The sequence below is a fragment of the Actinoplanes sp. NPDC051851 genome, from assembly GCF_040681165.1.
In the GTDB taxonomy this organism is placed as follows: Bacteria; Actinomycetota; Actinomycetes; order Mycobacteriales; family Micromonosporaceae; genus Actinoplanes.
Genome location: NZ_JBFAYF010000040.1, coordinates 14,306 through 41,276 on the forward strand (window position 1 = coordinate 14,306; position 26,971 = coordinate 41,276).

The window sequence follows — 26,971 nt, forward strand, 5'->3', positions numbered from 1 at the left end:
AGGCCCGGGGGCCGCACTCCCGTACGGAGTGCGGCCCCCGGTCGTCGCGGTCGCCGTTACATCGACGGTCTTCCCATCGTCGATCGTGGATGGCAGCGTGTCCGCATGAGATGGCGAACCCCCTTCATCACGGCGCTCGTCGCGGCACTGATGGCGGCCTCGGCGGGACCCGCCGGCGCCGCTGCCGCCGGGCCCCGGCTGGACCACCTGAAGCACGGCGGCGGGCCCGTCCTGACCGAGAAGGTACCGGTCAACGTGGTCTTCCTCGGCTACTCGCCGCAGCAGGTGAGCGCGAACGGATACCTCAAGGGCCTGGCGAAGAGCTACGAGCCGGTGGTCCGCTCGCGGCTCCTCTACGGCGTCACCGAGAAGCTCGGCATCAGGTACACCTACGACTACAAGCTCTCGTACGCGAGCGCCGACTACCAGAACCGCTTCTTCGGGCAGTTGACGAAGCTGGCCGCCCCGGCGCCGCTGACGGCGTACCAGGAGGCGTACAACGACCAGGAGAACAACGTCCTGGACGTCACCGAGAACTACACCATCGACGCGCCCAGCGTGGAGAAGTGGCTGGCCCTGCACCCGCCGTCCGGGGTGGACACCCGGCAGGACACGGTCTTCCTGATCAACTGGTACGGCCGGTCCGACTTCAGGTTCCACGTCTACACCAAGATCGGTGAGCCGGACCCGGACACCGGCTACGACTTCGGCGCCGAGCGGGACAGCCGCAAGCTGATCGCCTGGGGCGGCACCACCGCCGACGACGAGGAGACCGGTCTGGGCAGCACCCGGCGGGTCTGGTTCCACGACCTCTCCGCCGGGCCGGAGGCGTGGACCGGCAACTACGACGTGGACGACGCGGACCTGGACGGCGACGGCGTGGACGACTACCGGATGCCGGCCACCTGGGAGTACGTGAAGGGCGGCTTCCGCGACCCGTCGAAGCTGGCCGGCGACCTCAGCCTGATCACCCGGTACGTCGCGCTGAACCTGCTGATGACCACGTCGCCGCTCTACCCGGTGGAGATGCCCGGCGCGAACCCGCTGCCGGACAGCATCGATGTGGACAGCAACACCTACCAGGGCTGGGACGGCGTGGACGCGGCTGCCGCGTACATCAAGCCGGACCTGGTCACCCAGGAGCTCTCCGAGCTGCGGCCGCGGAACGTGTTCAGTGAGGACCAGCAGGATCTGGCGTACACGGCCGAGAACGAGGCCTGCTACCTGGGCGAGCTGGCCGACGAGTCGTGCTACCCGGAGACCGGCTACCCGGCCTTCGCCAACCTCTACCTCTACAACCGGGACCACCTGGACGGCGTACTGGACGACGCGGGAACCGTCGACTACGAGGTGCCGGTCTTCAACTACGCGGTGAACGAGGGCATCGGCGTGCCGGCGCTCGGGTACGCCGACGACGACTACACCACCGGCGACCAGTCGTACGTCTTCTCGTTCGTCTCGCCCGAGGTCGTCACCAGCGGGTACGGCCTGACCACCACCCAGATCCACGAGGTCGGCCACCACCTGGGCATGTCCCACCCGCACGACGGCTACGACAGCACCACCGGCGTGGACTACGAGGCGACCGGCGACTTCTACTACGCCAACGTCGGCGACGAGAACAACACCATGATGAGCTACATCGACCTGAACTGGGACTTCAGCCAGTTCGACCGGGACAACAGCGACCGGTTCCTGACCGCCGCCTACTGGTCGGCCGCCTCGCGGATCGCCGCCACCGTGCCCAAGGGCAAGGGCGACAGCGCTCTCTCGTACGCGGACAGGCTGCTGGGCAAGGCGAAGGCGGCGTTCGCGGCGCACGACTACCCGGGTGCGTACGCGTACGCGGCGAAGGCCTACGCCACGGTCGCGGGCATCCCGTCCGCGGCGACCGCCGAGGTCCAGGCGCAGATCGCGGCCGAGGCGGCGGACGCCCGCCGGATCCCGGACGCGGACGAGACGCCCGCGTTCGTCGACACTCTCGACGCCGAGGGCCCGCGCGGCACGCCGTAGGGAGAGGAGGGGAACGGCGCGCCGGTGCGGGACACCGGCGCGCCGTCTCATCTGGCAAGATCCCGCGCATGGTCACAGCGGGGCGCGGATGGCGCTGATCCTCAGGCGGGCGGGGGCTGCCCGGGGACTGCTCGCCGCGGCGGCCGCCGTGATGATCGCGGCGGTGCTGCTCCTGGCGGGACTCACGGCGTACGCGGAGAAGGCGGCCGAGACCGGCATGCGCGACGCGATCGCCGCGGCCGACCCGGCGGAGAGATCCGTGCTGGTCCACGGGGCGGGCGGCGCCGAGCTCGCCGAGCGCGACCGCAAGGTCCGCGCGGCCTACGCGCCCGCGACGGTGAGCGCCGCACGGTACGGCTCCGGCTGGGCGTTCACGGACAAGGCCGGAAGCGCGGTACCCGACGCCGACGGTGTCGTCTACGCCGACCTGACCGCGCTGGACGACCTCGGCCAGCACGCCGAGCTGACCTCGGGCGCCTGGCCGGCGGGGGAGCGGGACGTCGCGCTCGCCGCCGCGGCCGCCAAGACCCTCGGCGTGACCAGCGGAGAGACCCTGCGGCTGACCGACCGGCGGACCGGGAAGGTGGTGCCGCTGCGGGTCACCGGCGTGTGGCGCGCCCGGGACACCGGCGACCCGTACTGGCTCCTCGTCCCCGACGTGTTCAGCGGCCGGACCGGGCAGACCGCCACGTACGGCCCCCTCGTGCTGGGCGGAACCGGACGGCTGGTGGCCGACGGCTCGGCCGGATGGCTGGTCCGCCCGGACCTGGCCGGCGCCTCCCTGGACACGCTGACCACGACCGCGGCGGCGATCACCGCGACCGGCGCGGACCTGCCGGAGAGCACCGGCCTCGGCACCTCCGCCACGGTGACCACCGGGCTGCCCGCGCTCGCCGACCGGCTGGCCCGCGCCGACCTGGTCCGCCGCTCCACGCTGGTCACCCCGATGCTGCTCGTGGTGGTCCTCGGCGGCTACGCGCTCTCGCTGGTCGCGGCGCTACTCGCCGAGTCCCGCCGGGGCGAGACCGCGCTGCTGCGGGCCCGCGGCGCCTCCCGCCGCCAGCTCGCCCGGCTGGCCGCCGTCGAGGCGTTCGGCCTGCTGCTGCCCGCCGGGCTGCTCGCGCCGCCGCTCGCGGTGCTGCTGCTCCGGACGCTGCCGCTCGGCGGCACCGCCGGGGAGACCACGCTGACCCCGGCGGTCTGGCTGGCCGGTGGGCTCGCGGTGCTCGGCGGGCTGCTCGCGCTGACCGCGCCCGCGCTGCGCCGGGGTGGCACGTACGTCGCCGAGACCGCGGGCCGCAAGCGCCTGCCGATGCTGCGCCGCGCCGGGCTCGACCTGGTCGTGGTCGCCCTCGCGGTGCTCGGCTGGCTGCAGCTGCGGCAGTACTCGGCGCCGGTCGGCGCGGGCGGGCTCGGCATCGACCCGCTGCTCGCCGCCGCCCCCACGCTCGGCGTGCTGACCGGGGCGGTCGTCGCGGTACGCCTGCTCCCGCCGGTCGCCCGGTTCGCCGCCGCCCGGCTGAACACCGGCGTGGCCCGCGCCGCGCTGCTCGGCACCTGGCAGGCGGGCCGCCGCTCGCACGCCGGCCCGATGGTGATGCTGGCGCTCGCCGTCGCCGCCGCGACCGTCTCCTGGTGTCTCGCCGCGACCGCCCAGCAGTCCCGGGCCGACCAGGCCGTCCAGCGGGTCGGCGCGGACGTCCGGCTGGTCGAGACCGGCGGCACCGCACCCACCGGCCGGGCCGCCGAACTGGCCGGGCTGACCGGCGTACGGCAGGTGCTGCCGGCCTGGCGGGACAGCGTGCCGCTCACCGCCGGCCAGGACCCCGCCGAACTGGTCGCCCTGGACACCGCCGCGGCGGCCGGGGTGGTGCAGGCCCGGGACGACGCGACCGGCGGCCCGCCGTCGGCGCTGCTCGCCCGCTTCCCGGTCGCGTCGGACACCGCGTCGCTGCGCCCCGGCACGATCATCACGACCGGCGGGCCGGTCCGGACCACCGCGGTCTACACCGGCGGCCGGCACGCCGACCTCGGCGTCAGCGACGACGGCGCGCCGCTCACCGTCGCGGCCTCCGGCGCCGGGCTGATCGGGTTCCTGGTGGACGGCGGCGACCAGCGCTACCTGGACTGGCGGATCACCGGCCAGCAGGACACCTGGCAGCGGGTCGGCACCGACGCGCCCGGCGACTTCGCGGTCTCCCGGCCGGTCTCGGCCACCCCGGTGCCGATCGCGGTCACCGCGGCGGCGCGCGCGGCGCTGGGCGCGACCGGCACGCTGCCGGTCGGCGGGGCCTCGGTCAGCGTCACCGTGGTCGCGGTCGTCGACCGGATCCCCGGCACCACCGGCGCGGCGGCGATCCTGGCCGACCGGACCGCGCTCGACGAGCGGCTCTTCGAGGGGTACGGCATCGTGCACGGCACCGGCGAGTGGTGGATCAGCGGGCATCCCGGGGGACTGGGCGAGCTCTCCGGCGTCGAGGTCCTCGACCAGCGGGAGACCAGCGACCCGTTCGGCGACGCGGCCCGGGTGGCGCTCTTCGTGGCGGCGTTCGGCGCGGTGCTGCTGGCCGCCGCGGGCATCGCCGCCGACGCCCGGGCCACCGCGCGGCACCGGTCGGTCGAGCTCGCCGTGCTGCACACGCTCGGTGCCGGCCCCCGGCTGCTGGCCCGCTCGCTCGTGGTCGAGCAGGCGTTCCTGGCCGGGCTCGGCTCGCTCGCCGGGCTCGGCGTCGGGCTGGTGGTCTCCTCGGTGATGGCGCCGCTGCTGGTGCTGACCCCGTCGGCCGGCCGCCCGGTACCCGACGCGGTACCGGAGATCGCCTGGGGGAGGACGGTGGGCAGCGCGGTGCTGCTGGTGGTGATCGCCCTCGCGGTCAGCGCGACGACCGCCGCCTCGGCGACCCGCCGCCTGCCCGCGACCCGCCTGCGACTGGGGGCCGACCAATGAGGACCCTTCGCCGGGTACGAGCCTTCGCCGGGCAGTTCGCGCTGCTCGGTGCGCTGGCGCTGCTCGCCGCGTTCCTGGTCTCCGGCCCGGTCCGGTACGCCGACGAGCGCACCGACACCGGTCTCCGCGGCGACATCGCGGCCCTCGGCTCCAGCGCCCGGGACCTCACCTTCGTCACCCGCAAACGGATCGGCGTCACCAGCGGCGTCACCGCCCAGGACCGGCTCGGCGAGATCCGGGCGGACCTGGCGGAGCCGCTGCCCCGGCTGGTCGGCGACGCCTGGTACATCGCGGGCAGCGAGAAGTCCGACATCGGGTACGCCGGCAAGGCCCCGGCGACCTGCCCCGACCAGGCCGACCTGCGCTACGAGTCCGGCATCGACGAGGCCGTCCAGGTCACCGAGGGCCGCGCCCCGCAGTCCCGCTCCACGGCCGAGGTGATGGTCCGCACCGACCAGGCCGCGGCGGCCGGCCTCGCCGTCGGGGACCGGCTCACGCTGACCGGCCGGTACGGCGCCACCGAGCTCACCCTGGTCGGCCTCTTCACCGCGCGGGACGCCGCCGCGCCGATCTGGGCCGACCAGCAGTCCGCCCAGGTCGCCTGCCCGGACCCGCTCGAAGGGCTCCGGTACCAGATCACCCTGCTGACCGACCAGAGCGGCGCGGCCGTGGCGGGCGCGCGGCTCGGCGACCTCGACGACCACTTCCGGTACCGGCTCGACGAGCGGCGGCTGACCGCCGCCGACGTGAACGTGCTCACCACCGCGGTGGCCCGGGCCCGGCGCACCCCGCCGGACGGAACCGTGCTGCAGAGCAGCCTCGACCTCACGCTGGCCGAATTCGACCAGCAGGTCCGCGGCGTCGAGGCGCTGCTCGCCGTGGTGCGGGCCGGCATCCTGGCCACCGTCGCCGGGCTGATCCTGCTCGCCGCCGGGCTCGCGGCCGACCGCCGGCGCGCCGAGTTCACGCTGCTCCGGGCGCGGGGCGCTGCGGTCCGGACGGTCTTCGCCCGGACCCTGCGCGAGTCCCTGCTGGTGGTGCCGCCCGCCGTCGCCGCGGGCTGGCTCGCCGGGACCCGGGTCCCCGGCCGCCCGGACACCCTGGAACCGCTGCTCGTCGCCGGGGCGGCCGTGCTCGCCACCCTGGCGGTGCCGGTCTTCGCCGCGTACGGTGCCCGGCGCCCCGCGTTCTCCGGGCACCGGGCGGACGCCGCGGCGATCCGGCCGTCGGCGCGCCGGCTCACCGCCGAGGGTTTCCTGGTGCTGCTCGCCGCCGGCGGCCTCTACCTGCTGCGGCGGCGAGGGCTGGACACCGGGGCCGGGGTGGACCCGTACCTGATCATCGCGCCGATCCTGGCCGCCCTCGCGGTCTCGATCCTGGCGTTGCGGATCGTCCCGTTCGTCCTGCGCGGGGCCGGGCGCCTCGCCGCGCGGGCCCGCGGCGCGGTCGCCTTCCTCGGCCTCGCCGGTGCCGGGCGTGGCGCACCGCTGCGCTCCGGCCCGCTCGCCGTGCTGGTGGTGGCGATCGCGACCGGCCTCTTCACCGGCACCGTGACCAGCACCGTCGACCACGCCCGGGACCGCGCCGCCGAGCTGACCGTGCCGGCCGACGCCCTGGTCACCGGCCACTACTTCACCGGGGACGCCGCCGAGCGGGTCGCCGGGGTGCCCGGCGTGACCGGGGCGGCCACGATGACCCTGGAACCCGGGTCCAGCATCCGCGCCGACGACCGGGTCACCATCGTGCAGGCGCTCGCCATGGTGGTCGACGCCACCACCCCCGGGCTGGACCTGCCCGTCGCGCTCTCCGGCGCGGACCGCGGCGACGTGGTCCCCGCGGTGGTCTCGCCGGAGGTCGCGGCCGAGCTCGGCGGCGGCGGGTCGGTGTCGCTGCAGGGCCGCTCGTACGCGTTCCGGGTGGCCGCCGTGCGCGACCAGGTGGCCGGGCTCCCCGCCGGGACCCGCCGGTTCGTGGTGCTGCCGCGGCAGGCCATGGTGATCCCCGACTACCAGCCGCTGGTGCCGAACCGGATCCTGGTGCGCGGCGCCGGCTTCGACGAGGCCCGGGTGCGCACGGTGGCCGACGAGAGCCAGCGGGACCAGCTGGCCTCGGTCAGCGGCCACCCGGTCGAGCAGTGGCAGCTCACCCTGCCCGCGACGGTGACCACCCGGGCCGCGTACCGGGCCTCGCTGGAGGAGCGCGGCGTCTACGGGGCGCTGAGCTTCACGTTCACCGCCGGGCTGGCCGCGGCCGCCGCGCTCGCCCTCGGCGCGGTCGCGCTCAGCGTGCTGGCCGGCGCACCGGCCCGCGGCCGCATCCTGTCGCTGCTGCGGACGCTGGGCCTCTCCGGCGGACAGGGCCGGGGCCTGCTGATCTTCGAGATCGTCCCGATGATCGGGGTGGCCGTGCTCGCCGGTGCCCTGGTCGGAATCGGACTACCCGAGCTGATCGGGCCCGCGCTGGGCCTGGACGGCTTCACCGCCGGGGTGACCGCCGGCACCACCCTGGACCCCCGGTTCGCCGGTGGCGTGCCGGCCCTCGCGGTACTCGCCGTGGCCGCCGCGCTCGTCGTCGAGAACGTCGCCAACCGCCGCCTGCGCCTCGGCACGGTGCTGCGGGTGGGAGAGGAGCAGTGAGATGACCGATCTCGCCGATCTGGAGCGGAGGGCGGCCGAACGGGCGGCCGCGCGCGCGGGCGGGGAGGACCGGCTCCGCGGGCACATCGTCTGCGACAGCCTGGTGCGGATCTTCCGTACCGAAGGTGTCGAGGTGATGGCCCTGCAGGGACTCGACCTCGTGGTGGACCGGGGTGAGCTGCTCGCCGTGGTGGGCGCCTCCGGCTCGGGCAAGTCCACCATGCTCAACATCCTCTCCGGGCTCGACGAGCCGACCGCCGGGATCGCCAAGGTGGCCGGTTACGACCTGCTCGGCATGACCGCCCGCCGCCGGCTCGAGTACCGCCGCCGGATCGTCGGCTTCGTCTGGCAGCAGACGGCGCGGAACCTGCTGCCGTACCTGACCTCGCGGGAGAACGTCGAGCTGCCGATGCGGCTGGCCGGCAAGCGCGCCAAGAACCGGGCCGACGAGCTGCTGGAGATGGTCGGAGTCGGACATCGGGCCGGTGCCCGCCCCGCCGAGATGAGCGGCGGCGAGCAGCAGCGGTGCGCGGTCGCGGTGGCGCTGGCCAACAACCCCGAGGTGCTCTTCGCCGACGAGCCGACCGGCGAGCTCGACGAGGCGACCGCCGACGAGGTCTTCGGCGCGCTGCGCACGGTCAACGCCGAGCTGGGCGTCACGGTCGTGGTGGTGACGCACGACAAGGCCGTCGCGGGCCAGGTCCGCCGCGCGGTCGCGATCCGCGACGGCAAGACCGCTTCCGAGGTACGCCGCAGCGCGCGCGTGGCGGCCGACGGCAGCGAGGAACTGCACACCGAGGAGTACGCGGTCCTCGACCGCGCCGGGCGGTTGCAGCTGCCGTCCGCGTTCGTCGAGGCCCTGAGCCTGCGCGACCGGGTCCGTCTGAACCTCGAGACCGACCACGTCGAAGTCCGTCCCGGATCATCGGAGGAGAAGCGATGAGCCTCGTCGAGGTCACCGGGGTGGGCCGGGACTACGGTAGCGGGGAACGCGTCGTGCACGCGCTCGACGAGGTCTCGTTCGTGGCGGAGAAGGGTGAGCTGGTCGCGGTCCGCGGCCGCTCCGGCGCCGGCAAGACCACGCTGCTCAACCTGATCGGCGGCCTGGACCGCCCGACCCGGGGCACGATCGCGGTGGCGGGCCGCGAGGTCACCACCGCGACCGAGAAGGATCTCCTCGAACTGCGCCGGGACACCATCGGCTTCGTCTTCCAGTCGTTCGGCCTGATCCCGATCCTGTCGGCCGCCGAGAACGTCAGCGTCCCGATGCGGCTGGCCAGGCGCGACCCGCGTTCCCGCGACGAGCGCGTCGCGGTCCTGCTGGAGCTGGTCGGCCTCGGCGGCCAGGCGGCCCAGCGCCCCGGCGAACTCTCCGGCGGCCAGCAGCAGCGCGTCGCCCTGGCCCGCGCCCTCGCCAACGACCCCGAGCTGCTGATCGCCGACGAGCCCACCGGCCAGCTCGACTCGGACACCGGCCGCGCCATCATGGACCTGCTCCGCGCCGTGGTCGACGCCCGCGGCATGACCGCCCTGGTCGCCACGCACGACCCGGCCCTGATGGACCGCGCCGACCGCGTCATCACCCTGCGCGACGGCCGCCTCGCCGGCTGATCCCCCGGGCCGGCTGACGTGCCGGACCCGGATTCCGGGGCCGCGGGCTCACATCTCGCAGAGGCGGCCGCCGGACTTCAGCTCCTCCAGGTAGGCCTTCAGCGCCGCGGTCCGGGCCTCCGCCTCGGCGATCAGGGTGTCGGCGATTCGGGTGAATCCGGCCGGTGCCCGTGTCACGCTCATGAGCCCCATCTTGACTTCAACATATGTTTAAGGTCGAGGCTGGGTCGCATGACCGACACGAACCTCGTCACCCGCCCCGGCGTCCCCGCGACCGGTGACACCCCGCCGGGGGAGCCGCTGCGCCTCGCCGTGATCGCCGGCAGCGTCCGCGACCAGCGGATGGGCCGCGTCCTCGCCGACTGGGCCGCCGCCCGCGCCGCCGGACCGGCCACCGAGGTCGACCTGATCGACTGCGCGGACTGCGTCCTGCCCGACGACGGCGACCTGCGCCCGGGCGGCAGCAGCCCCTCCCCGGTCGCCGCCCGGATCGCCGCCGCCGACGCCTACGTGCTGGTCACCCCGGAGTACAACCACAGCTACCCGGCGAGCCTGAAGCGCCTGATCGACTGGCACTACCGGGAGTGGAACTTCAAGCCGGCCACCGTCCTCTCCTACGGCGTCCAGGGTGGTCTGCTCGCCACCGAGCATCTGCGCGGGGTCCTCGCCGAACTGCACGTGGTCACCACCCGCCGCGTCGTCGGCCTCACCCAGCCGTGGAACGACCTGACCCCGGCCGGCTACACACCCCCACCCGGTGTCGGCGAGGCCTTCGACGCGGCCCTGCACGAGCTCGGCTGGTGGGCCGCCCTCCTGCGCACCGCCCGCCGCGAACAGCCCTACGCCCGCTGATGCCCGCCGACGTCGCCAGTGCCGGGCTGCCGCCGCGAGCCCGGGCGGTCGGCCTGGCCCTGGCGCTGGGCGGCCTGATGGTGGTGATCGACACGACGGTGACCGTGGTCGCGGTTCCGGCGATCGTCTCCGGTCTGCACGCCTCGCTCGCCACCGTGCAGTGGGTGACCACCGGCTATCTGCTCGGGATCGTCGCGGTGATCCCGCTGAGCGGCCGGGCGGCGGCCCGCTTCGGCGCCCGCCGGGTCTACCTCGGCGCGCTGCTGGCGTTCACGCTCTTCTCGGTCCTGGCCGGTCTGGCCTGGAGCGCCGCGTCCCTCGCGGCCTTCCGCGCGGCGCAGGGTCTCGGCGGCGGCCTGCTCAACCCGGTCGGCCAGGCCATCGCTTTGGGTACGGTTCCCCGCGACCGCCGTGGCCGGATGATGAGCCTGCTCGCGCTCCCCCTGGTGATCGGCCCGGTGGCCGGGCCACCGCTGTCGGGCTGGCTGATCGGCGCGCTCTCCTGGCGCTGGATCTTCCTGGTCAACCTCCCGCTCGGCCTGCTCACCCTGCTCATCTGCGCCCGGGTCCTGCCACCCTCGACGCCCGGCGGCGAACGGCGGCCGGTCGACTGGGGCGGGCTGGGCCTGCTCTCCGGGGGAGCGGTGCTGGTCGTCCTGGGCGGCACGATGCTGGGTCAGCCGGGAGCCGCGCCACCGGTGCCGCTCGGCGTACTGGCCGCCGGGCTCGGTGCGCTGGTGCTCTTCGCGAGGAGGGCGTGGCGGGCGGCGTCGCCGCTGGTCGACCTGCGGCTGCTGGCCCGGCCCGCGTTCCGGACGCCGCTCGGGGTGCTGGCCTGCTTCGGGGCGGGGTACTTCGGGGCGATGGCGGTGCTGCCGCTCTACGTGCAGGGTGTGCGGGGGGACCCCAGCGAACTGGCGGGCACGCTGTTGCTGCCGCAGGCGATCGCGGTGGGCCTGACCGCCCAGGTGGCGACCCGCCTCGTCGACCGGATCCCGCCGCACCGGATCGTGCTCACCGGCACCGGGTGCGCCCTGCTCGGCGCCCTCGGCCTGCTGGTGACCACGACCGCAGGCGCGGCCTACCCCTGGATCGTCGCCGCGTCGACCCTGGTCAGCATCGGCGCCGGGGCGACCGGCATGCCCGCGATGACGGCCGCCCTCCGCGACCTGGAGGGCGCGGAGACGCCCCGGGGGACCACGTTGCTCGCGCTCTGCCAGCAACTGGCCGCGGCCCTCGGTGTCGCGCTGACCGCGGTCGCCGTGAGCCTGCTGGTGGCGGCCCGGCTTCCCGGCGGCGTGCCCGCGATGATCGCCCTGGACCGGGTCGCCCGCGAGTCACGGCTGTCCGCACTGGCCACCGCGGTGGGTGGGGCCTACCTGGTCACCGCGACGGCGTTCGCGGGCGCGTTCCTGGGGGCGCTTCTCCTGCTGCGCGGCTCACGGCGTACCGGAGAAAGCGAAGGAAAGAGGGAGAGGGCCGCCTCCCTGAAGGGAGACGGCCCTCAACGGGTCGAGCCGGGGGTCAGCCCTTGACGCTGCCGGCCAGCAGGCCGCGCACGAAGTAGCGCTGGAGCAGCAGGAAGACCGTGACCGGGAGGATGATGGAGACGAAGGCGCCGGCGGACATCAGGTGCCAGGCGGTGCCGCGGGTGCCGGAGAGGTTCGCCAGGCCGAGGGTGATCGGGGCGACCTCGGTGCCGCCGCCGGCGAAGGTGAGGGCGACGAGCAGGTCGTTCCAGACCCAGAGGAACTGGAAGATGCCGAAGGCGGCCAGGGCCGGGGTCATCAGCGGGAGCATCACCCGGAAGAAGATCGCGACATGGCCGGCGCCGTCCACCCGGGCGGCCTCGACCAGGCTGGCCGGGACCTCCTTCATGAAATTGTGCAGCAGGTAGATGGCGAGCGGCAACGCGAACGTCGAGTGGGCGAGCCACAGTGTCCAGAACGTGTTGGTCAGGTGCGCCTGGTTGAAGAGGGTGAGCAGCGGGATCAGGGTGACCTGGAGCGGGACGATCTGCAGCGCGAAGATCGCGATGAACAGGAAGTCCCGGCCCGGGAACTTGACCCAGGCGAAGGCGTACGCGGCCAGCGACGCCAGGCAGAGCGGGATCACCACCGAGGGGATGCAGATGACCATCGAGTTGACGAAGTAGTCGCTCAGGTTGATCGCTTCCGGGTCGAAGACGGCCCGGTAGTTGTCCAGCGTGACCTGCGGGTCGCTGAAGAACGTCCACCAGCCGGTCGTCTTGATCGCGCGTTCCGGGCGGAACGACGAGACCAGCAGGCCGAAGGTGGGGATCGTCCAGAGGACCGCGATGACGATCGCGGCGAGCGACGCCCACGGCGAGGTGAGCTTCCGCTTCGCCACCGCGGCGGCGCTCGGGGAGCCGCCGGCGGCGGGAGGCGTGGTGGTCAGCGGTGCGACGGTGGTCATCATGCCTCCGAACGGCGGAGCTGCCGGATGTTGTACGCGACGATCGGGATGACCAGCACGAACAGCAGGACGGCCAGGGCGGCTCCCTTGCCCTGGTCGAAGTTCCGGAAGCTCTGCGAGTAGAACTCGTACGCGATCACGTTGGTGTCGAACGAGCCGCCGGTCATGGTCCGGACGATGTCGAACACCTTGAGGGTGCCGATCGCGATCGTGGTGAGCACGACGACGAGCGCCGGGCGGATCGCGGGCACCGTGACGAAGCGGAACATGCCCCACGGGCCGACGCCGTCGAGGCGGGCCGCCTCCACGATGTCGTCCGGGATCGCCTTGATCGCCGCGGAGAGCACCGTCATGGCGAAACCGGCCTGGATCCAGATCATCACGAGGATCAGCAGGAAGGTGTTGAGCGGGACGATCAGCAGCAGCTGCTGCGGGTCGCCGCCGAGCCAGACGATGAACTGGTTGATCAGGCCGATCTGGTGCACGCGCGCCTGGTCGGGGCGGTACTCGTACATGAACTTCCAGATCACGCCGGCCGCCACGAAGGAGATCGACATGGGCAGGAAGATCAGGGCCTTGGCGAACGACTCGATCTTGGCCTTGTCGACCAGGATCGCGTAGAGCAGCCCGACGCCGGTGGCGACGAACGGCGTGACGACCACCCAGTACACGGTGTTGCGCAGTACGTGCAGCTGGTCGGTGTCGGTGAAGATGTACCTGTAGTTGTCCAGTCCGATGAAGACGTTGCCGGCCGCGTCGAAGAAGGACTCGTAGATGGTCCGCAGACCGGGGTAGAGCAGCCCGACGCTGAGCATGAGCAGGGCGGGTGCCAGGTAGAGGTAGCCGACCAGCTTGTCGCGCTTGCCGGTGAGAAGACCGGCGATGAAGAGGATGACGCCGACGATCGCGGCGAAGAGAAGGACTGCCGCCAGCATCTGCAGCAGCTTCTCAGGAGTGGTTTGTGCCTGGGTGAACACGCGGCCCGTCCCTCCTTGGGAGACTCGCCTTATCGAGAATGAGTTTCGACCTGGGGTGATGAGACCGCTAGGGCCGGTCGGGTTGACCCCGACCGGCCCTGCGGTTACCGCCTTACATCACTTGGCAGGCCAGGCCTTCTCGATGTTGTCCACCGTGGTCTTGGTGTCCTGGCCGGTGATCCAGCTGGTCGCCTGCTTCCAGAACGCGTTCGAGCCGACCGCGGCGGGCATCATGTCCGAGCCGTCGAAGCGGAACGTCGCGTTCGGGTCCTGCAGGATCTGGGCCGACAGCTTGTCGATCGGGTTCGTCAGGTTGTTGACGTCCAGGCCCTTGTTGGCACTGACCCAGCCGCTCGACAGCTTGGCCTTGATGTTGGCCCAGGTGTCGGTCGACAGGTAGTACTGGAACGCCTTGACCTCGGGGCGGTCCGAGAACGCGAGGACGAACTCGCCGCCGCCGAGGACCGGCTTGGTGTTGGCGTCGGTGCCCGGCAGGTAGAACGCGAAGACGTCACCGTCCTCGGCGACCTTGGCGTCCTTCGGGAAGTTGGCCGCGTAGAAGCTGGCCTGGCGGTGCAGCGAGCACTGGCCGTCCAGGATCGGCAGGCCGCCGTCCTGGAAGGTGGTGGTGGCGATGCTCTTGACGTCGCCGAGGCCGCCGTTCATGTACTTGTCGTTCTTCAGGTACGCCCCGGCCGCGTCGAACGCCGTGACGATCGCCGGGTCGTTGAACGGGATCTCGTGCTTGACCCACTTGTCGTAGGTCTCGGTGCCCGCGGTGCGGAGCACGAAGTCCTCGACCCAGTCGGTGACCGGCCAGCCGGTGGCGTCACCGGAGCCGATGCCGGCGCACCACGGCTTCGCGCCGGTCGCGGCGATCTTGTCGGAGAGGGCCTGCAGCTCGGCCAGGGTGGTGGGGACGGTGTAGCCGTTGTCCTTGAACTCCTGCGGGGAGTACCACACCAGGGACTTCACGTTGGCACCCAGCGGCGCGGCGTAGAACTTGCCGTCGACCGTGCCGTACGCCTTCCAGTCGGCGCCCCAGAACTTGTCCACGTTCGCCGAGACCTCGGCGGGGGCCTCGACGGCCTTGCCGGTGGAGACCAGCTGCTGCAGCAGGCCGGGCTGGGGCACATACGCCAGGTCCGGCGGGTTGCCGGCCTTCGCGCGGACCAGCACCTGGGTCTCGAAGGACTTGTCGCCCTCGTACTTGACCGTGACGCCCGTGCACTTCTCGAACGGCTCGTACGACTTCTTGTGCGGGGTGTCCTCCGGCGTCACGATGCCGGTGTAGATCGACACCGTCTTGCCCTTGAGGTCGCCGAACGAACTGAACTGCGAGCAGTCGATGGAACCCGCCGACGCGTCCGTCGACGCGCCGCTGCTGTCGTCCCCACTGCTGCTGCAGGCGCCGAGGCCGAGCACCAGCCCCGCGCTGAGGACACCGGCGAGTGCGGCGTGAGGCCGCGTACTCCCACTGTGACCGAACATACCGCTCCCTATGTCTTGAGCGCCTCCGGCGTCTGGCGACGCCGCCGTCCGAAGCGCTTCTTGACCCACAGTCAAGAGGTAACCGCCACGTTGCGCAATGATTTCCGCGTGATCGAGTCGGTAACGATATAGCTGCGGAGGGTCGGCACCTTAACCGGTTAAGGATATTGCCGGAAGAGGGTAGCGGCAGTGGACTTCATCCGGGCTGATTTAGCAGGATTTTCCCGTGGAGAACGGGCCTAACGCGTTCGGTGAGTCGGTTTTGTTGAGGTTCGCGGGAAGCCGCTTCAGGCGGCAAGCGCGAGGGTGCGGGTGGTTCCGGCGCTAATCCCACAAAAAGGAACCGCCGTGGTGGCCCTCAAGGGCCGCCACGGCGGTTGCGGTCTATGTCGTACGGGCGGTCTCAGCCCGCCACGGCGACGTACTTGTAGCCCAGCCGGCGCATCCGGTCGCCGTCCAGCACGTGCCGGCCGTCGAGCAGCAGCGGGTTGCGCATCAGCCCGACGAACTTGCTCCAGTCGAGCTCCAGGTACTGCGCCCACTCGGTCACCAGCACCACGGCGTCGCAGTCGTCGAAGAGCCCGTCCAGGGTCTCGCTGAGGTACGGCGCCAGCTCCGGCTGCTCCTTGCGGAAGCGCTCGGCGGCGATCGGGTCGTGCAGCTTCACCCGGGCGCCGCGGGCCAGCAGCAGGTTGGCGATGTCCAGCGCCGGGGCGTCCCGCAGGTCGTCGGTGTTCGGCTTGAAGGCCAGGCCGAGCAGGCCGATCTTGCGGCCCTTCAGGATGCGCAGCTCGTCCTGGAGGCGCTCGACGGCGATGGCGCGCTGCCGCTGGTTGACGTCGCGGGCCGCCTTCACGATCGGCATCTCGTGGTTGTACTCGGCCGCGGTGGCGATCAGGGCCTTGGTGTCCTTGCCGAAGCAGGAGCCGCCCCAGCCCACGCCGGGCTGCAGGAACCGGGACCCGATCCGCTGGTCCAGGCCCATGCCCCGGGCGACTTCGGTGATGTCGGCGCCGACCTTGGCGGCCAGCTGGCCGATCTCGTTCACGTAGCTGATCTTCAGGGCCAGGAACGCGTTGGCCGCGTACTTGATCAGCTCGGCCGAGGCGAGGTCGGTGGAGACCAGCGGCACCGCGGTGGCGTCCTCCGGGCGGGCCAGGAACGTCGGGGCCGTGAAGGTCTGGTTGATGATCGGCCGGTAGAGGCGGTTGAGCACCTCGAGGCTGCGCGGGTTGTCCGAGCCGATCACGATCCGGTCCGGGTAGAGCGTGTCCGCGATCGCGTTGCCCTCGCGGAGGAACTCCGGGTTCGAGGCGACCGCGAACTCGACGCCGGCCGGGCGCTGCTCGCGCTGGGCGAAGGAGTCGCGCAGGATCGCGTCCACCCAGTTGCCGCTGCCGATCGGCACGGTCGACTTGTTCACCACCACGGTGAAGTCGTGGTCGAGCGCGTGCGCCACGCTCTCCGCGGCGGAGCGCAGGTAGCGCAGGTCGGGGCTGCCGTCCGCGGCCGACGGGGTCTGCACCGCGACGAAGACCACGTCGGCGCCGGGCACCCCCTCGGCGTACTCGGTGGTGAACGTCAGGTTGGGCGCGGCCTCGGCGAGCAGCTCCTCCATCCCGGGTTCGTAGATGGGGCACTTCCCGGCCCGCAGCATGTCGACCTTGGCCTGGTCGAGGTCGACGCACGTGACCTCGTGACCGAGGAAGGCGAGACTGACGCCGGTGGTCAGGCCGACATAGCCGGTACCGACAACACAAACCTTCATGCAATCTCCTCCACCGCTTCGCCGGGCCGTGGTCACGCGGTGTGCCCCCGGCGCCGGCCCGCCGGCCGGGTGGCACAGCGCCCGGCCGCGTGTTCCGCCGAATGATACACAGCGGAACTACCGGCGCTTTCGTGCTGCGCGCGCGCCACGGTCCGCGGGATACCCGCATCGAGGCTGGTCATAACCCGCCTCTCGATCCAATGTTGCGCTCCGTAGTTGAACGGGGGCATCGCGTCCGGTTGTCACGGATATCAACGCCGTGTTTCCAGCTCTTGACACGGTGATGACGCTGGACGGAACCTGGGAGCGCTCCCAACTTTTATGGGTATCTATAGAAGGGTTGCTCATGCGCAGGTCCCTCCTCGGCGCTCTGGTCGCCGCGGTCCTCGTCGCGGCGACCGCCGTGACCGTGATCTCCCGGCCACCGTCCGCGGCCGCGGCCTCCTCCGAGCCCTATACCTGGAAGAACGTCCGGATCGACGGCGGCGGGTTCGTGCCCGGCATCGTCTTCAACCCGGGCGAGAAGAACCTGATCTACGCCCGGACCGACATCGGCGGGGCCTACCGGTGGACCGAGTCGACCCAGAGCTGGACACCGCTGCTGGACTGGGTGGGCCAGGACGACTGGGGCTACAACGGCGTGCTGAGCATCGCCCCGGACCCGGTCGACACCAACCGGGTCTACGCCGCGGTCGGGATGTACACCAACAGCTGGGACCCGAACAACGGCGCCATCCTGCGCTCCACCGACAAGGGCGCCACCTGGCAGAAGACGGCGCTCCCGTTCAAGAACGGCGGCAACATGCCCGGCCGGGGCGTGGGGGAGCGGCTCGCGGTCGATCCCGGCAACAACTCCCACGTCTTCTTCGCCGCCGAGGGCGGCAACGGCCTGTGGCGCAGCACCGACTACGGCGTCACGTGGGCGCAGGTCAGTAATTTCCCCAACGTCGGTAACTATGTCCAGGATGCCGCGGACACCAACAACTACCTGAACCAGAACCAGGGGCTCAGCTGGGTCACCTTCGGCGCGTCGGGCCGGATCTTCGTGGGCGTGGCGGACAAGGCCAATCCGGTCTACACCTCCACCGACAGCGGCGCGACCTGGTCACGGGTCGCGGGGCAGCCGACCGGATACCTCGCCCACAAGGGCGTCGTGCAGGGCGACTACCTCTACATCGCGACCAGTGACACCGGCGGCCCGTACGACGGCGCGGCGGGCGAAGTCTGGAGATATCAGCTCAGTACCGGCACCTGGACGAACATCTCGCCCACCGCGGTCGCGGACCAGTACTACGGCTACTCCGGGCTGACCGTCGACACGCTGCACCCCGGCACCCTGATGGTCGCCACCCAGATCTCCTGGTGGCCGGACGCGATCTTCTTCCGGAGCACCGACTACGGCGCCACCTGGACCCGGATCTGGGACTGGAACGGCTACCCGAACCGGACCAAGCGCTACACCATGGACATCTCGGCGAATCCGTGGCTGGACTTCAACACCACGCCGACCGCCCCCGAGGAGACCCCCAAGCTGGGCTGGATGAACGAGTCGCTCGCCATCGACCCGTTCAACGCCGACCGGCTGCTCTACGGGACCGGCGCCACCATCTACGGCACCACCCAGCTGACGAACTGGGACGCGAACAGCACGTTCACGATCAAGCCGATGGCCAAGGGCCTGGAGGAGACCGCGGTCCTCGACCTGGCCAGCCCGCCCAGCGGGGCGCCGCTGGTCAGCGCGCTCGGCGACGTCGGCGGTTTCTACCACGCCGATCTCGACACCGTGCAGGGAAGCTTCCACGACACCCCGGCGCTGGGCAGCAACACCAGCCTCGACTTCGCCGAGCTCAGCCCGTCGTTCTTCGTCCGGGTGGGCAACGCCGACGCCGCGCCGCACATCGGGATCTCCAACGACGGCGGCAAGACGTGGTACCAGGGCCAGGAACCGTCCGGCGTCACCAGCGGCGGCACGGTCGCGGTCGGCGCGGACGCCAACTACGTGGTCTGGTCGCCGGGCGGCACCGGCGTCTACTACTCCACCACGCGCGGCAGCAGCTGGACCGCCTCGTCCGGCCTGCCCGCCGGAGCGATCGTCGAATCCGACAGGGTCAACCCCAAGACCTTTTATGCGTACGCCGCCGGCGTCCTCTACACCAGCACCGACGGGGGAGCGACGTTCACCGCCCAGTCGGTGGCGCTGCCGAGCACCGGCCGCCTGCACCTGAAGGCCGTCCCGGGCATCGCCGGCGAGGTGTGGGTCGCGGGCTCCACCGGCCTGCTGCGCTCCACCGACTCGGGCAAGACGTTCTCCCAGGTGTCCAGCACGATCACCGAGGGCATCAACGTCGCGTTCGGCAAGGCCGCCTCCGGTGCCACCCACCCGGCGGTCTTCCTGGTCGGCACGGTCGACGGCGTCGACGGGGTGTACCGCTCGGACGACACCGGCTCGACCTGGGTCCGGATCAACGACGACGCCCACGAGTACGGGAACATGGGCGACGCGCTGGCGGGCGACCCGAACGTCTACGGCCGCGTCTACCTCGGCACCAACGGTCGCGGCATCCTCTACGCCGACCGGACCGGGGGAACGACGACATCCTCGTCGCCTTCCACGTCCACGTCTCCCTCCACCTCGACGTCTCCCTCCACCTCGACGTCTCCCTCCACGTCCACGTCTCCCTCGACGTCCACCTCGCCCTCCACGTCCACCTCGCCGTCCTCCACCGGCGGCTGCACGGCGACCTACAAGATCGTCGGCTCGTGGACCGGGGGCTTCCAGGGTGAGGTGACGGTCCAGAACACCGGGACCACCGCCACCACCGCCTGGAAGGTCGGCTGGACCTACACCGCCGGGCAGACCGTCACCCAGACCTGGGGCGGCACCACCACCCAGTCCGGTACGGCCGTGTCCGTCGTGAACGCGTCCTACAACGGCGCCCTGAGCGCCGGGGGATCCACCACCTTCGGCTTCCTCGGCAGCACCACCGGCACCACGAACCCCGTTCCGTCCCCCGTCTCCTGCTCCCGAACCCCCTAGGAGATCACGTGTTCCTCAGACTGCCCCGCCTGCGCCGCGGGCTGGCCGTCACCGGCGCCGCCGTCCTCGGCGCCGGTGCGGCCCTCGCGGCGGGGGCTCCACCGGCCTACGCGGCCGCCGGCTGTTCCGTCGTCTACAAGGTGCAGAGCCAGTGGTCCGGTGGTTTCACCGGCGACGTCGCCATCACCAACACCGGCGACGCGGTGACCAGCTGGAAGCTCGAGTACGACTTCCCGGACGCGAACCAGAAGGTCGCCCAGGGCTGGAACGGCACCTGGGCCCAGTCCGGCACCCACGTCACCGTCACCAACGCGAGCTGGAACGGCTCGATCGCCACCAACGGCACGGTGAGCACCGGCTTCAACGGCACCTTCACCACCGCCAACCCGGTGCCCACGGCGTTCTCGGTGAACGGCGTGACCTGCGCCGGCTCGGCCGCCGCGCCGACCGTGGCGATCAGCAGCCCGGCCGCGAACACCCGGTACACCGCGCCGGCGTCCATCCCGATCGCGGCCACCGCGACCCCGGCGACCGGGCAGACCATCGCGCGGGTCGAGTTCTACCACGACGGCCTGCTGCTCGGCAGCGACGACACCGCGCCGTACGCGTACACCTGGAGCGGGGTGCCGGCGCAGACCGCGGCGTACCACCTGCAGGCGAAGGCGTACGACGCCGCCGGCACCGTGAGCGCCACCGCCGACGTCCCGGTCTACGTCGACGCGTCGACCACCCCGTCGATCGTCGCCGACGCGACCTCGCTGCTGATCGCGCCCGGGGCGAGCGGCAGCTACAAGGTGGCGCTGAGCGCGGCACCGTCCGCGAGCGTGAGCGTCGCGGTGGCCCGCAGCACCGGCACCACCGCGGTGACGGCCACCCCGGCCACGCTCACCTTCACCACGTCGAACTGGAGCACCGGCCAGGCGGTCACGGTCGCGGCGAGCAGCGCGGCCACCGTCGGGTCGACGGCCACCATCGCGGCGACCGCCACCGGGTACACCGCGGCGAACCTGGCGGTGACCGTGGTCGACGCGGGCGCCACCGACGCGCGGTTCACCCAGATGTACAACGACATCAAGAACCCGTCGAACGGCTACTTCAGTCCGGAGGGGGTGCCGTACCACTCGGTCGAGACGCTGATCGACGAGGCGCCCGACCAGGGCCACGAGACGACCAGCGAGGCGTTCAGCTACTGGCTCTGGCTGGAGGCCGAGTACGGGCAGGTCAGCGGGGACTGGGCGCCGTTCAACACGGCGTGGGCGACGATGGAGAAGTACATCATCCCGGCGCACGCCGACCAGCCGACCAACGCCAACTACAACGCGGCGAAGCCGGCCACCTACGCGGCCGAGTACCCGTCGCCGTCGAGCTACCCGTCACAGCTGGACACCGCGGTCACCGTCGGGTCCGACCCGCTCGCCGCCGAGCTGAAGAGCGCGTACGGCACCGACGACATCTACGGCATGCACTGGCTGCTGGACGTGGACAACACGTACGGCTTCGGGCACTGCGGGGACGGGACCACCCGGGTCGCGTACATCAACACCTTCCAGCGTGGGCCGCAGGAGTCGACCTGGGAGACCGTGCCGCAGCCGTCCTGCGACACGTTCGCGTTCGGCGGCACCAACGGCTACCTCGACCTGTTCACCAAGGACACGTCGTACGCCAAGCAGTGGAAGTACACCGACGCGCCGGACGCCGACGCCCGGGTGGTGCAGGTCGCGTACTGGGCCAACCAGTGGGCCACCGCCCAGGGCAACGCGTCCCAGGTCTCCAGCGCGGTGTCCAACGCCGCCAAGATGGGTGACTACCTGCGGTACTCGTTCTTCGACAAGTACTTCAAGCAGCCCGGCTGCACCTCCACCGCGTGCGCGGCGGGCACCGGCAAGAACAGCTCCAGCTACCTGATGAGCTGGTACTACGCGTGGGGTGGCGCCTACGACACCAGCGCCGGCTGGGCGTGGCGGATCGGTTCCAGCCACGACCACTTCGGCTATCAGAACCCGCTTGCGGCGTACGCCCTGTCGGCCACCACCGCACTCGCGCCGAAGTCGGCGACCGGCAAGTCCGACTGGGCGACCAGCCTGACCCGGCAGCTGGAGTTCTACCAGTGGCTGCAGTCGTCCGAGGGCGCGATCGCCGGCGGCGCGACGAACAGCTGGAACGGCAACTACTCGGCGCCGCCGTCCGGCACGCCGACCTTCTACGGTCTCGCGTACACCGTGGCGCCGGTCTACGAGGACCCGCCGTCCAACCAGTGGTTCGGCTTCCAGGCCTGGTCACTGGAGCGGCTCGCGGAGTACTACTACGCCACCGGCAACGCCGCCGCCAAGTCGATCCTGGACAAGTGGGTGGACTGGGCGCTGTCGAAGACCACCATCACCAGCACCTCCTACCAGTTCCCGTCCACGCTGACCTGGTCCGGCGCGCCGAACACCTGGAACGCGTCGAGCCCGGCCGCGAACACCAACCTGCACGTCACGGTCCAGGACTACACGAACGACGTCGGCGTGGCCGGCTCGTACGCCAAGCTGCTGGCCTACTACGCCGCCAAGTCCGGGGACGCCGAGGCGAAGGCCGCCGCCAAGGGGCTGCTCGACGGCATCTGGACGAAGAAGGACAGCAAGGGTGTCTCGGTCACCGAGACACGGACCGACTACAACCGCTTCGACGACGTCTACAACGCCTCCACCGGCCAGGGCATCTACATCCCCTCCGGCTGGACCGGTGAGATGCCCAACGGCGACGTCATCGAGCCCGGGGTGTCGTTCCTCGACATCCGGTCCTTCTACCGGAACGACCCGGATTTCCCGAAGGTCCAGACGTACCTGAACGGCGGTGCGGCACCGACCTTCAACTACCACCGGTTCTGGGCGCAGGTCGACGTGGCAACCGGCTACGCCGACTACGCCCGCCTCTTCCCCCAGGGGTGATCCCATGAAGATCTTCCGACTGGTCGCGGTGGCCCTGCTCGCCGCCGCGGCCGGGGTCCTGGCCCTTCCGGCCGCGGCCCAGGCGCACGGGGCACTACAGGTACCGGGCAGCAGGACCTGGCTCTGCTACCAGGACGGCCTCACGTCCACCGGGGCGATCGTGCCGCAGAATCCGGCCTGCGCCGCCGCGGTGGCGCAGAGCGGCACGAACTCCCTCTACAACTGGTTCGCCGTGCTCCGTTCGGACGGCGCCGGCCGGGTCAGCGGGTTCCTCCCGGACGGCCAGCTCTGCAGCGGCGGCACCGGCGGCCCGTACGACTTCACCGGCTTCAACCTGGCCCGCGACGACTGGCCGCAGACCCACCTGACCGCCGGGGCCTCGGTCGAGTTCCACTACAACGACTGGGCCAAGCATCCCGGAACCTTCTACCTCTACATCACCAAGGACGGGTACGACCCCACCAAGCCGCTCGCCTGGAGCGACCTGGAGCCGACCCCGTTCTCCCAGGTGACCGACCCGGCGGTGGTCGGCGGGCCGGGCACCGACGACGGGCACTACTACTGGACCGGGAACCTGCCGTCCGGCAAGACCGGCAAGCACCTGATCTACTCGGTCTGGGCCCGGTCGGACAGCCAGGAGACCTTCTACGGCTGCTCGGACGTGGTCTTCGACGGCGGGAACGGCGAGGTGACCGGCGTCGGCAGCGGCGGCACCACCACGACGTCGCCGACGGCGAGCCCGACGACGACCAGCGTGCCGGACGGCGGGTGCACGGCGATGTACAGCATCGTCTCCGCCTGGACCGGTGGCTTCCAGGCCGAGGTGATGGTGCACGCCGGCAGCACCGCGATCAACGGCTGGAACGTCTCCTGGACCTGGCCCGGCACCCAGACGCTCGCCACGGTCTGGAGCGGGAAGTCCACCAGCAGCGGCTCCCTGGTCTCGGTGGGCAACGAGACGTGGAACGGGAGCGTGGCCGCGGGGAACTACACCACCTTCGGCCTCCTCGGCTCGGGCACGGCCCCGGCCACCGTCAACAACCTCACCTGCTCGACGGGCTGACCGCCGGGCGCGCCGCCGTGGTGGCCCTCCCGGGTCGCCACGGCGGCGCTCAGCCGCGTCCCGCCGCCGTCCCGGCGAGCGGGCGTCCCCGGCCGGGGACGAGCAGGTGGGCCCCCTCGGGCGGGATGGTCAGCACCAGACAGCCGGACCGCCGCTCCACGGTGGTCGGCACCCCGAGCACCCGCGCCGCCCGGACCAGCAGCGCGGCCAGGTCCTGATCGCCCAGCCGCAGCCCGATCAGGTCCCGGCGGCGGACCCGGCCGCAGCCGAGCGACGCGGCCCGCCAGGCGGCCCGCGCCAGCGCGGTGCGCTGGACGTGCCGCGGCGAGGAGGTCCCGACCGGCCCGGTCGCGTGCAGCGTCGCGCGGCCCTGCTGCCAGGCCGCCGCCATCGTCCGGTTCACCACCGGGCGGTCCGGGCCGGGCACCGCCACCCGGTGCACCCGGTAGCGGCGCTGGCCGCCGCCGTCGTGCGCCTCGAGACCCGCGGTGAATCCCAGCCCGGTCAGCAGGGCCGCCAGCCGTGCCGCCGCCTCCTCCCGGTCGAACTCCACCAGACCGGTCCGGGCGGCCACCGTGTTCCGCGGGCCGGCGGCCGCCGCGACGAGCGGGCGGCACCGCTGCCCGGCCAGCCGGGTCGCCCCGGCGCAGCGGATCAGGAAGGCCGACTCGAACGCGGCGGGCAGGGCGCCGGCGAGGACTACGGGCCGGGCGAGATCGTGATCCATCGGCGGTTCCCCTCTCACGGTGAACCACACCGTCCCCGATTCCGACGTTCGGCCGGTACGCCCCGACCCGGGATTTGAGGGAAACTTGCGCGGACCGGCGCGCCTATCGAGGATCCCGATGACTCTCCCCAGCAGACACCGCCGGACCGGGCACCCCGGCACCCCGTCCCGCCGGGCGCTGCTCGCCGGGCTGGCCGGGGCGCTGGCCACCGGCGGATGCACCGGCGGCACCCGCGAGCGCCGCCGGATCCGGATCGCGACGGGCAGCTCCACCGCGGTCTACTACGCGATCGGCTCCGCGCTCAAGGGCCTCATCGAGCGGGAGCTGCCGGACGTCGACGTCACGGTGCTGGTGACCGCCGCGTCCCTGGAGAACGTCGAGATGATCGCGGACGGGCGGGCCGACGTCGGGTTCACCCAGGCGGACGTGGTGGCCGACGGCGGCGGCGCGGTGCCGGGCACGGCGGCCCTGGCACGGGTCTACGACGACCTGCTGCACCTGGTGGTCCGGGCGGACGGCCCGGTCCGGGCGCTGGCGGACCTGCGGGGCAGGCGGGTGGCGGTCGGTGCCCGCGGTTCCGGCACGCTGGTCACGGCCGGGCGCCTGCTGTCGGTCGCGGGCATGTCCACCGACGGCACCCTCGATCAGCGGCAGTGGGGCCTCGACGACGCCCTCGCCGCGCTGTCCCGTTCGGAGATCGACGCCTTCTTCTTCTCCGGGGGTCTCCCGGTCACCGGCATCCAGCGGCTCGGCGCCGGTACGCCGATCCGGCTGGTGGACCTCGCCGACTGGGCCGCCCCGCTGCGCCGGGCCTACGGCCAGGTCTACACGGTCCGGGACGTGCCCGCGTCGGCGTACGGCACGGAGGCGGCCGCGACGGTCGCGGTGCCCGACTACCTGATCGTGCCGGAGTCGATGCCGGAGGAGACCGCGTACGACCTCACCCGGCTCCTGATGGAGCGGCGCGCGACGCTGGCGCTCGCCCATCCGGCCGCCGAGCGGCTCGACATCCGGTCGGCGATCGCCACCCTGCCGGTGCCGCTGCACCCCGGCGCCGGCCGTTACTATCGGTCGGTCAAGCCGTGACCGGCCCCGCGCCGTCGTCGCCGGCCGCCGGGAACCAGACCGAGGCCCGCAGCCCTCGCGGTCCGGCCGGGGCCAGCGCGAACCGGCCGCCGGAGGCCTCGGCCAGGACGGCGACGATGGAGAGGCCGAGACCGGCGCCGTCGACGTTCTGCGCGTCCGGCGCCCGCCAGAACCGCTCGGCGGCCTGCCGGCACTGCTCGGCGGTCATGCCCGGCCCGTCGTCGCGGACCGTGGTCTCCACCCCGCCGTCGTGCCCGGCGACGCTCACCTCGACGGTGCCACCGGCCGGGGTGAACTTGAGCGCGTTGTCGATCAGGGCGTCCAGCACCTGATCGAGAGCGGTCGCCACCAGCCGCACCGGCCGTGGCCCGTCCGGCAGGACGGCGACCAGGGTGATGCCGCGCCGGTCGGCGAGCGGCCGCCAGGCGTCCCGGCGCCGCCGCGCCACCGCCGTGGCGTCGGCCTCGGTCATCCGGCGCGGCCCGCGTTCGGCGCGGGCGAGGGCGAGCAGCCCGTCCAGGACCTCGGCCAGCCGGTCGGTCTCGGCGAGGGTGCCCTCGTGGTCCGCGCGGGCCTCGTCGTCGGTCAGCCGGCCGCCCAGGTCCTCGATCCGCAGGCGGAGCACGGTGAGCGGGTTCCGCAGCTGATGGCTGGCGTGCGCGACGAACGACCGCTGCCGGTGCATCGCCTGGGCGACCGCGTCGGCCATCTCGTTGAAGCTCGCCGAGAGCCGGCGCAGCTCGGGCGGCCCCAGCCCCGGCGGCACCCGGGCGTCGTCGTCGCCCGCGCCGATCTCGTGGGCGGCGGCGTCGAGCCGGGTCACCGGCCGCAGCACCCAGCCCGCCAGGCGGTGGGCGGCGATCACGCAGGCGGCCACCGCCGCGAGACCGAGCAGGCCGAGCGCGGCCCAGCTCGACACCACGGCGCGCCGGCTGCGGCCGGTCGGCGACACGGTCACCACCACGCCGAGGACCGCGCCGCCGTCGCTGACCGGCACCGCCACCACCAGCGGATGCCGCTGCCACGGCCAGAGCATGGCCGGCGCGCCCACCTGCCGGCCGGCCAGCGCGGCCCGGATCGCCGGCTCGGTGTACTCGGGGTCCAGCACCGGATCGCCGAACGCGCTGAGCACCCGCTGGTCCTGATCCAGCACCATCGTGGTGATGCCGTACACCTGCTGGTAGGCGCGCAGCTCGTCGGTGAGCGGGGTCAGCTCGCCGGTCCGGATCGGCGGGGCGGCCAGCGCCGCGAAGCGGGTGGCGTCGGCGAGCCGGTCGGCGAGCACCCGGTCGGTCTCCCGGCTGGTCAGCGCCGTGGCCAGCGGCACCTCCAGGGCCACCAGCACCATCACCATCAGCAGCAGGTAGATGCCGGCCAGACGTCTGCGCACGCCGCC

General features: G+C 72.4%; 18 protein-coding genes. 11 read left to right on the forward strand and 7 right to left on the reverse strand.

Annotation, left to right across the window (positions count from 1 at the left end):
- Window positions 1–105 precede the first annotated feature (105 nt).
- From AB0M08_RS31310 to AB0M08_RS31330, 5 genes are all read left to right on the forward strand, one after another.
- Entirely contained in the window at window positions 106–2,013 is a 1,908-nt protein-coding gene (locus AB0M08_RS31310; RefSeq protein ID WP_364500986.1) for a hypothetical protein, read from the forward strand.
- Window positions 2,014–2,101: 88 nt separating this feature from the next.
- Window positions 2,102–4,960 carry an ABC transporter permease gene (locus AB0M08_RS31315; RefSeq protein ID WP_364500989.1) on the forward strand — a complete coding sequence of 953 codons (2,859 nt, stop codon included), beginning with the start codon at window positions 2,102–2,104 and terminating at the stop codon, window positions 4,958–4,960.
- Window positions 4,957–7,596 (forward strand): ABC transporter permease, encoded by a 2,640-nt coding sequence (locus tag AB0M08_RS31320; RefSeq protein ID WP_364500992.1) that lies wholly within the window; start codon window positions 4,957–4,959, stop codon window positions 7,594–7,596. The genes AB0M08_RS31315 and AB0M08_RS31320 overlap by 4 nt, the downstream gene beginning before the upstream one ends.
- A 1-nt stretch (window position 7,597) precedes the next feature.
- Window positions 7,598–8,539, forward strand: coding sequence for an ABC transporter ATP-binding protein (locus AB0M08_RS31325; protein ID WP_364500995.1), 942 nt, complete (start codon window positions 7,598–7,600; stop codon window positions 8,537–8,539).
- The gene (locus AB0M08_RS31330) at window positions 8,536–9,207 is read left to right on the forward strand and encodes an ABC transporter ATP-binding protein (RefSeq protein WP_364500997.1); all 672 of its coding nucleotides are present in this window, start codon (window positions 8,536–8,538) and stop codon (window positions 9,205–9,207) included. Before AB0M08_RS31325 ends, AB0M08_RS31330 begins: the two co-directional genes overlap by 4 nt.
- Before the next feature lie 48 nt (window positions 9,208–9,255).
- Here AB0M08_RS31330 and AB0M08_RS31335 read toward each other — a convergent pair whose 3' ends face one another.
- The gene (locus AB0M08_RS31335; RefSeq protein WP_364501000.1) at window positions 9,256–9,390 is read right to left on the reverse strand and encodes a hypothetical protein; all 135 of its coding nucleotides are present in this window, start codon (window positions 9,388–9,390) and stop codon (window positions 9,256–9,258) included.
- 48 nt (window positions 9,391–9,438) lie between these two features.
- Between AB0M08_RS31335 and AB0M08_RS31340 the strand changes: the two genes are divergently transcribed.
- The gene (locus AB0M08_RS31340) at window positions 9,439–10,059 is read left to right on the forward strand and encodes an NAD(P)H-dependent oxidoreductase (protein WP_364501003.1); all 621 of its coding nucleotides are present in this window, start codon (window positions 9,439–9,441) and stop codon (window positions 10,057–10,059) included.
- Window positions 10,059–11,594, forward strand: a complete 1,536-nt coding sequence (locus AB0M08_RS31345) for a DHA2 family efflux MFS transporter permease subunit (protein ID WP_364501006.1) — start codon at window positions 10,059–10,061, stop codon at window positions 11,592–11,594. The genes AB0M08_RS31340 and AB0M08_RS31345 overlap by 1 nt, the downstream gene beginning before the upstream one ends.
- Here AB0M08_RS31345 and AB0M08_RS31350 read toward each other — a convergent pair.
- The 4 genes from AB0M08_RS31350 to AB0M08_RS31365 form a co-directional block, all read right to left on the reverse strand.
- Window positions 11,584–12,495, reverse strand: coding sequence for a carbohydrate ABC transporter permease (locus tag AB0M08_RS31350; RefSeq protein ID WP_364501009.1), 912 nt, complete (start codon window positions 12,493–12,495; stop codon window positions 11,584–11,586). The two genes, AB0M08_RS31345 and AB0M08_RS31350, sit on opposite strands and share 11 nt — an antisense overlap.
- A complete protein-coding gene (locus AB0M08_RS31355) occupies window positions 12,495–13,430 on the reverse strand; it encodes a sugar ABC transporter permease (protein ID WP_364501012.1) in 936 nt (311 codons plus the stop codon). The genes AB0M08_RS31350 and AB0M08_RS31355 overlap by 1 nt, the downstream gene beginning before the upstream one ends.
- A gap of 159 nt (window positions 13,431–13,589) precedes the next feature.
- Window positions 13,590–14,963: an ABC transporter substrate-binding protein gene (locus tag AB0M08_RS31360; protein WP_364501015.1), complete on the reverse strand. Its 1,374-nt coding sequence runs from the start codon at window positions 14,961–14,963 to the stop codon at window positions 13,590–13,592.
- Between the two features lie 403 nt (window positions 14,964–15,366).
- The gene (locus AB0M08_RS31365) at window positions 15,367–16,731 is read right to left on the reverse strand and encodes a UDP-glucose/GDP-mannose dehydrogenase family protein (RefSeq protein ID WP_364501018.1); all 1,365 of its coding nucleotides are present in this window, start codon (window positions 16,729–16,731) and stop codon (window positions 15,367–15,369) included.
- A gap of 346 nt (window positions 16,732–17,077) precedes the next feature.
- Between AB0M08_RS31365 and AB0M08_RS31370 the strand changes: the two genes are divergently transcribed.
- The 3 genes from AB0M08_RS31370 to AB0M08_RS31380 are packed head-to-tail and all read left to right on the forward strand — an operon-like array spanning window position 17,078 to window position 23,761.
- Window positions 17,078–19,768 carry a cellulose binding domain-containing protein gene (locus AB0M08_RS31370; protein WP_364501021.1) on the forward strand — a complete coding sequence of 897 codons (2,691 nt, stop codon included), beginning with the start codon at window positions 17,078–17,080 and terminating at the stop codon, window positions 19,766–19,768.
- An 8-nt stretch (window positions 19,769–19,776) separates the two neighbouring features.
- Entirely contained in the window at window positions 19,777–22,698 is a 2,922-nt protein-coding gene (locus AB0M08_RS31375) for a glycoside hydrolase family 48 protein (protein WP_364501024.1), read from the forward strand.
- A 4-nt stretch (window positions 22,699–22,702) separates the two neighbouring features.
- Entirely contained in the window at window positions 22,703–23,761 is a 1,059-nt protein-coding gene (locus tag AB0M08_RS31380) for a lytic polysaccharide monooxygenase (protein ID WP_364501027.1), read from the forward strand.
- Window positions 23,762–23,810: 49 nt separating this feature from the next.
- On the opposite strand, the gene AB0M08_RS31385 is transcribed toward AB0M08_RS31380, so the two are convergent.
- Window positions 23,811–24,488 (reverse strand): hypothetical protein, encoded by a 678-nt coding sequence (locus AB0M08_RS31385; RefSeq protein ID WP_364501029.1) that lies wholly within the window; start codon window positions 24,486–24,488, stop codon window positions 23,811–23,813.
- Window positions 24,489–24,606: 118 nt separating this feature from the next.
- Between AB0M08_RS31385 and AB0M08_RS31390 the strand changes: the two genes are divergently transcribed.
- Window positions 24,607–25,575 (forward strand): TAXI family TRAP transporter solute-binding subunit, encoded by a 969-nt coding sequence (locus AB0M08_RS31390; protein WP_364501032.1) that lies wholly within the window; start codon window positions 24,607–24,609, stop codon window positions 25,573–25,575.
- Here AB0M08_RS31390 and AB0M08_RS31395 read toward each other — a convergent pair.
- Window positions 25,565–26,965 carry a HAMP domain-containing sensor histidine kinase gene (locus AB0M08_RS31395; protein WP_364501034.1) on the reverse strand — a complete coding sequence of 467 codons (1,401 nt, stop codon included), beginning with the start codon at window positions 26,963–26,965 and terminating at the stop codon, window positions 25,565–25,567. The genes AB0M08_RS31390 and AB0M08_RS31395 overlap by 11 nt on opposite strands.
- Between the last annotated feature and the right edge of the window lie 6 nt (window positions 26,966–26,971).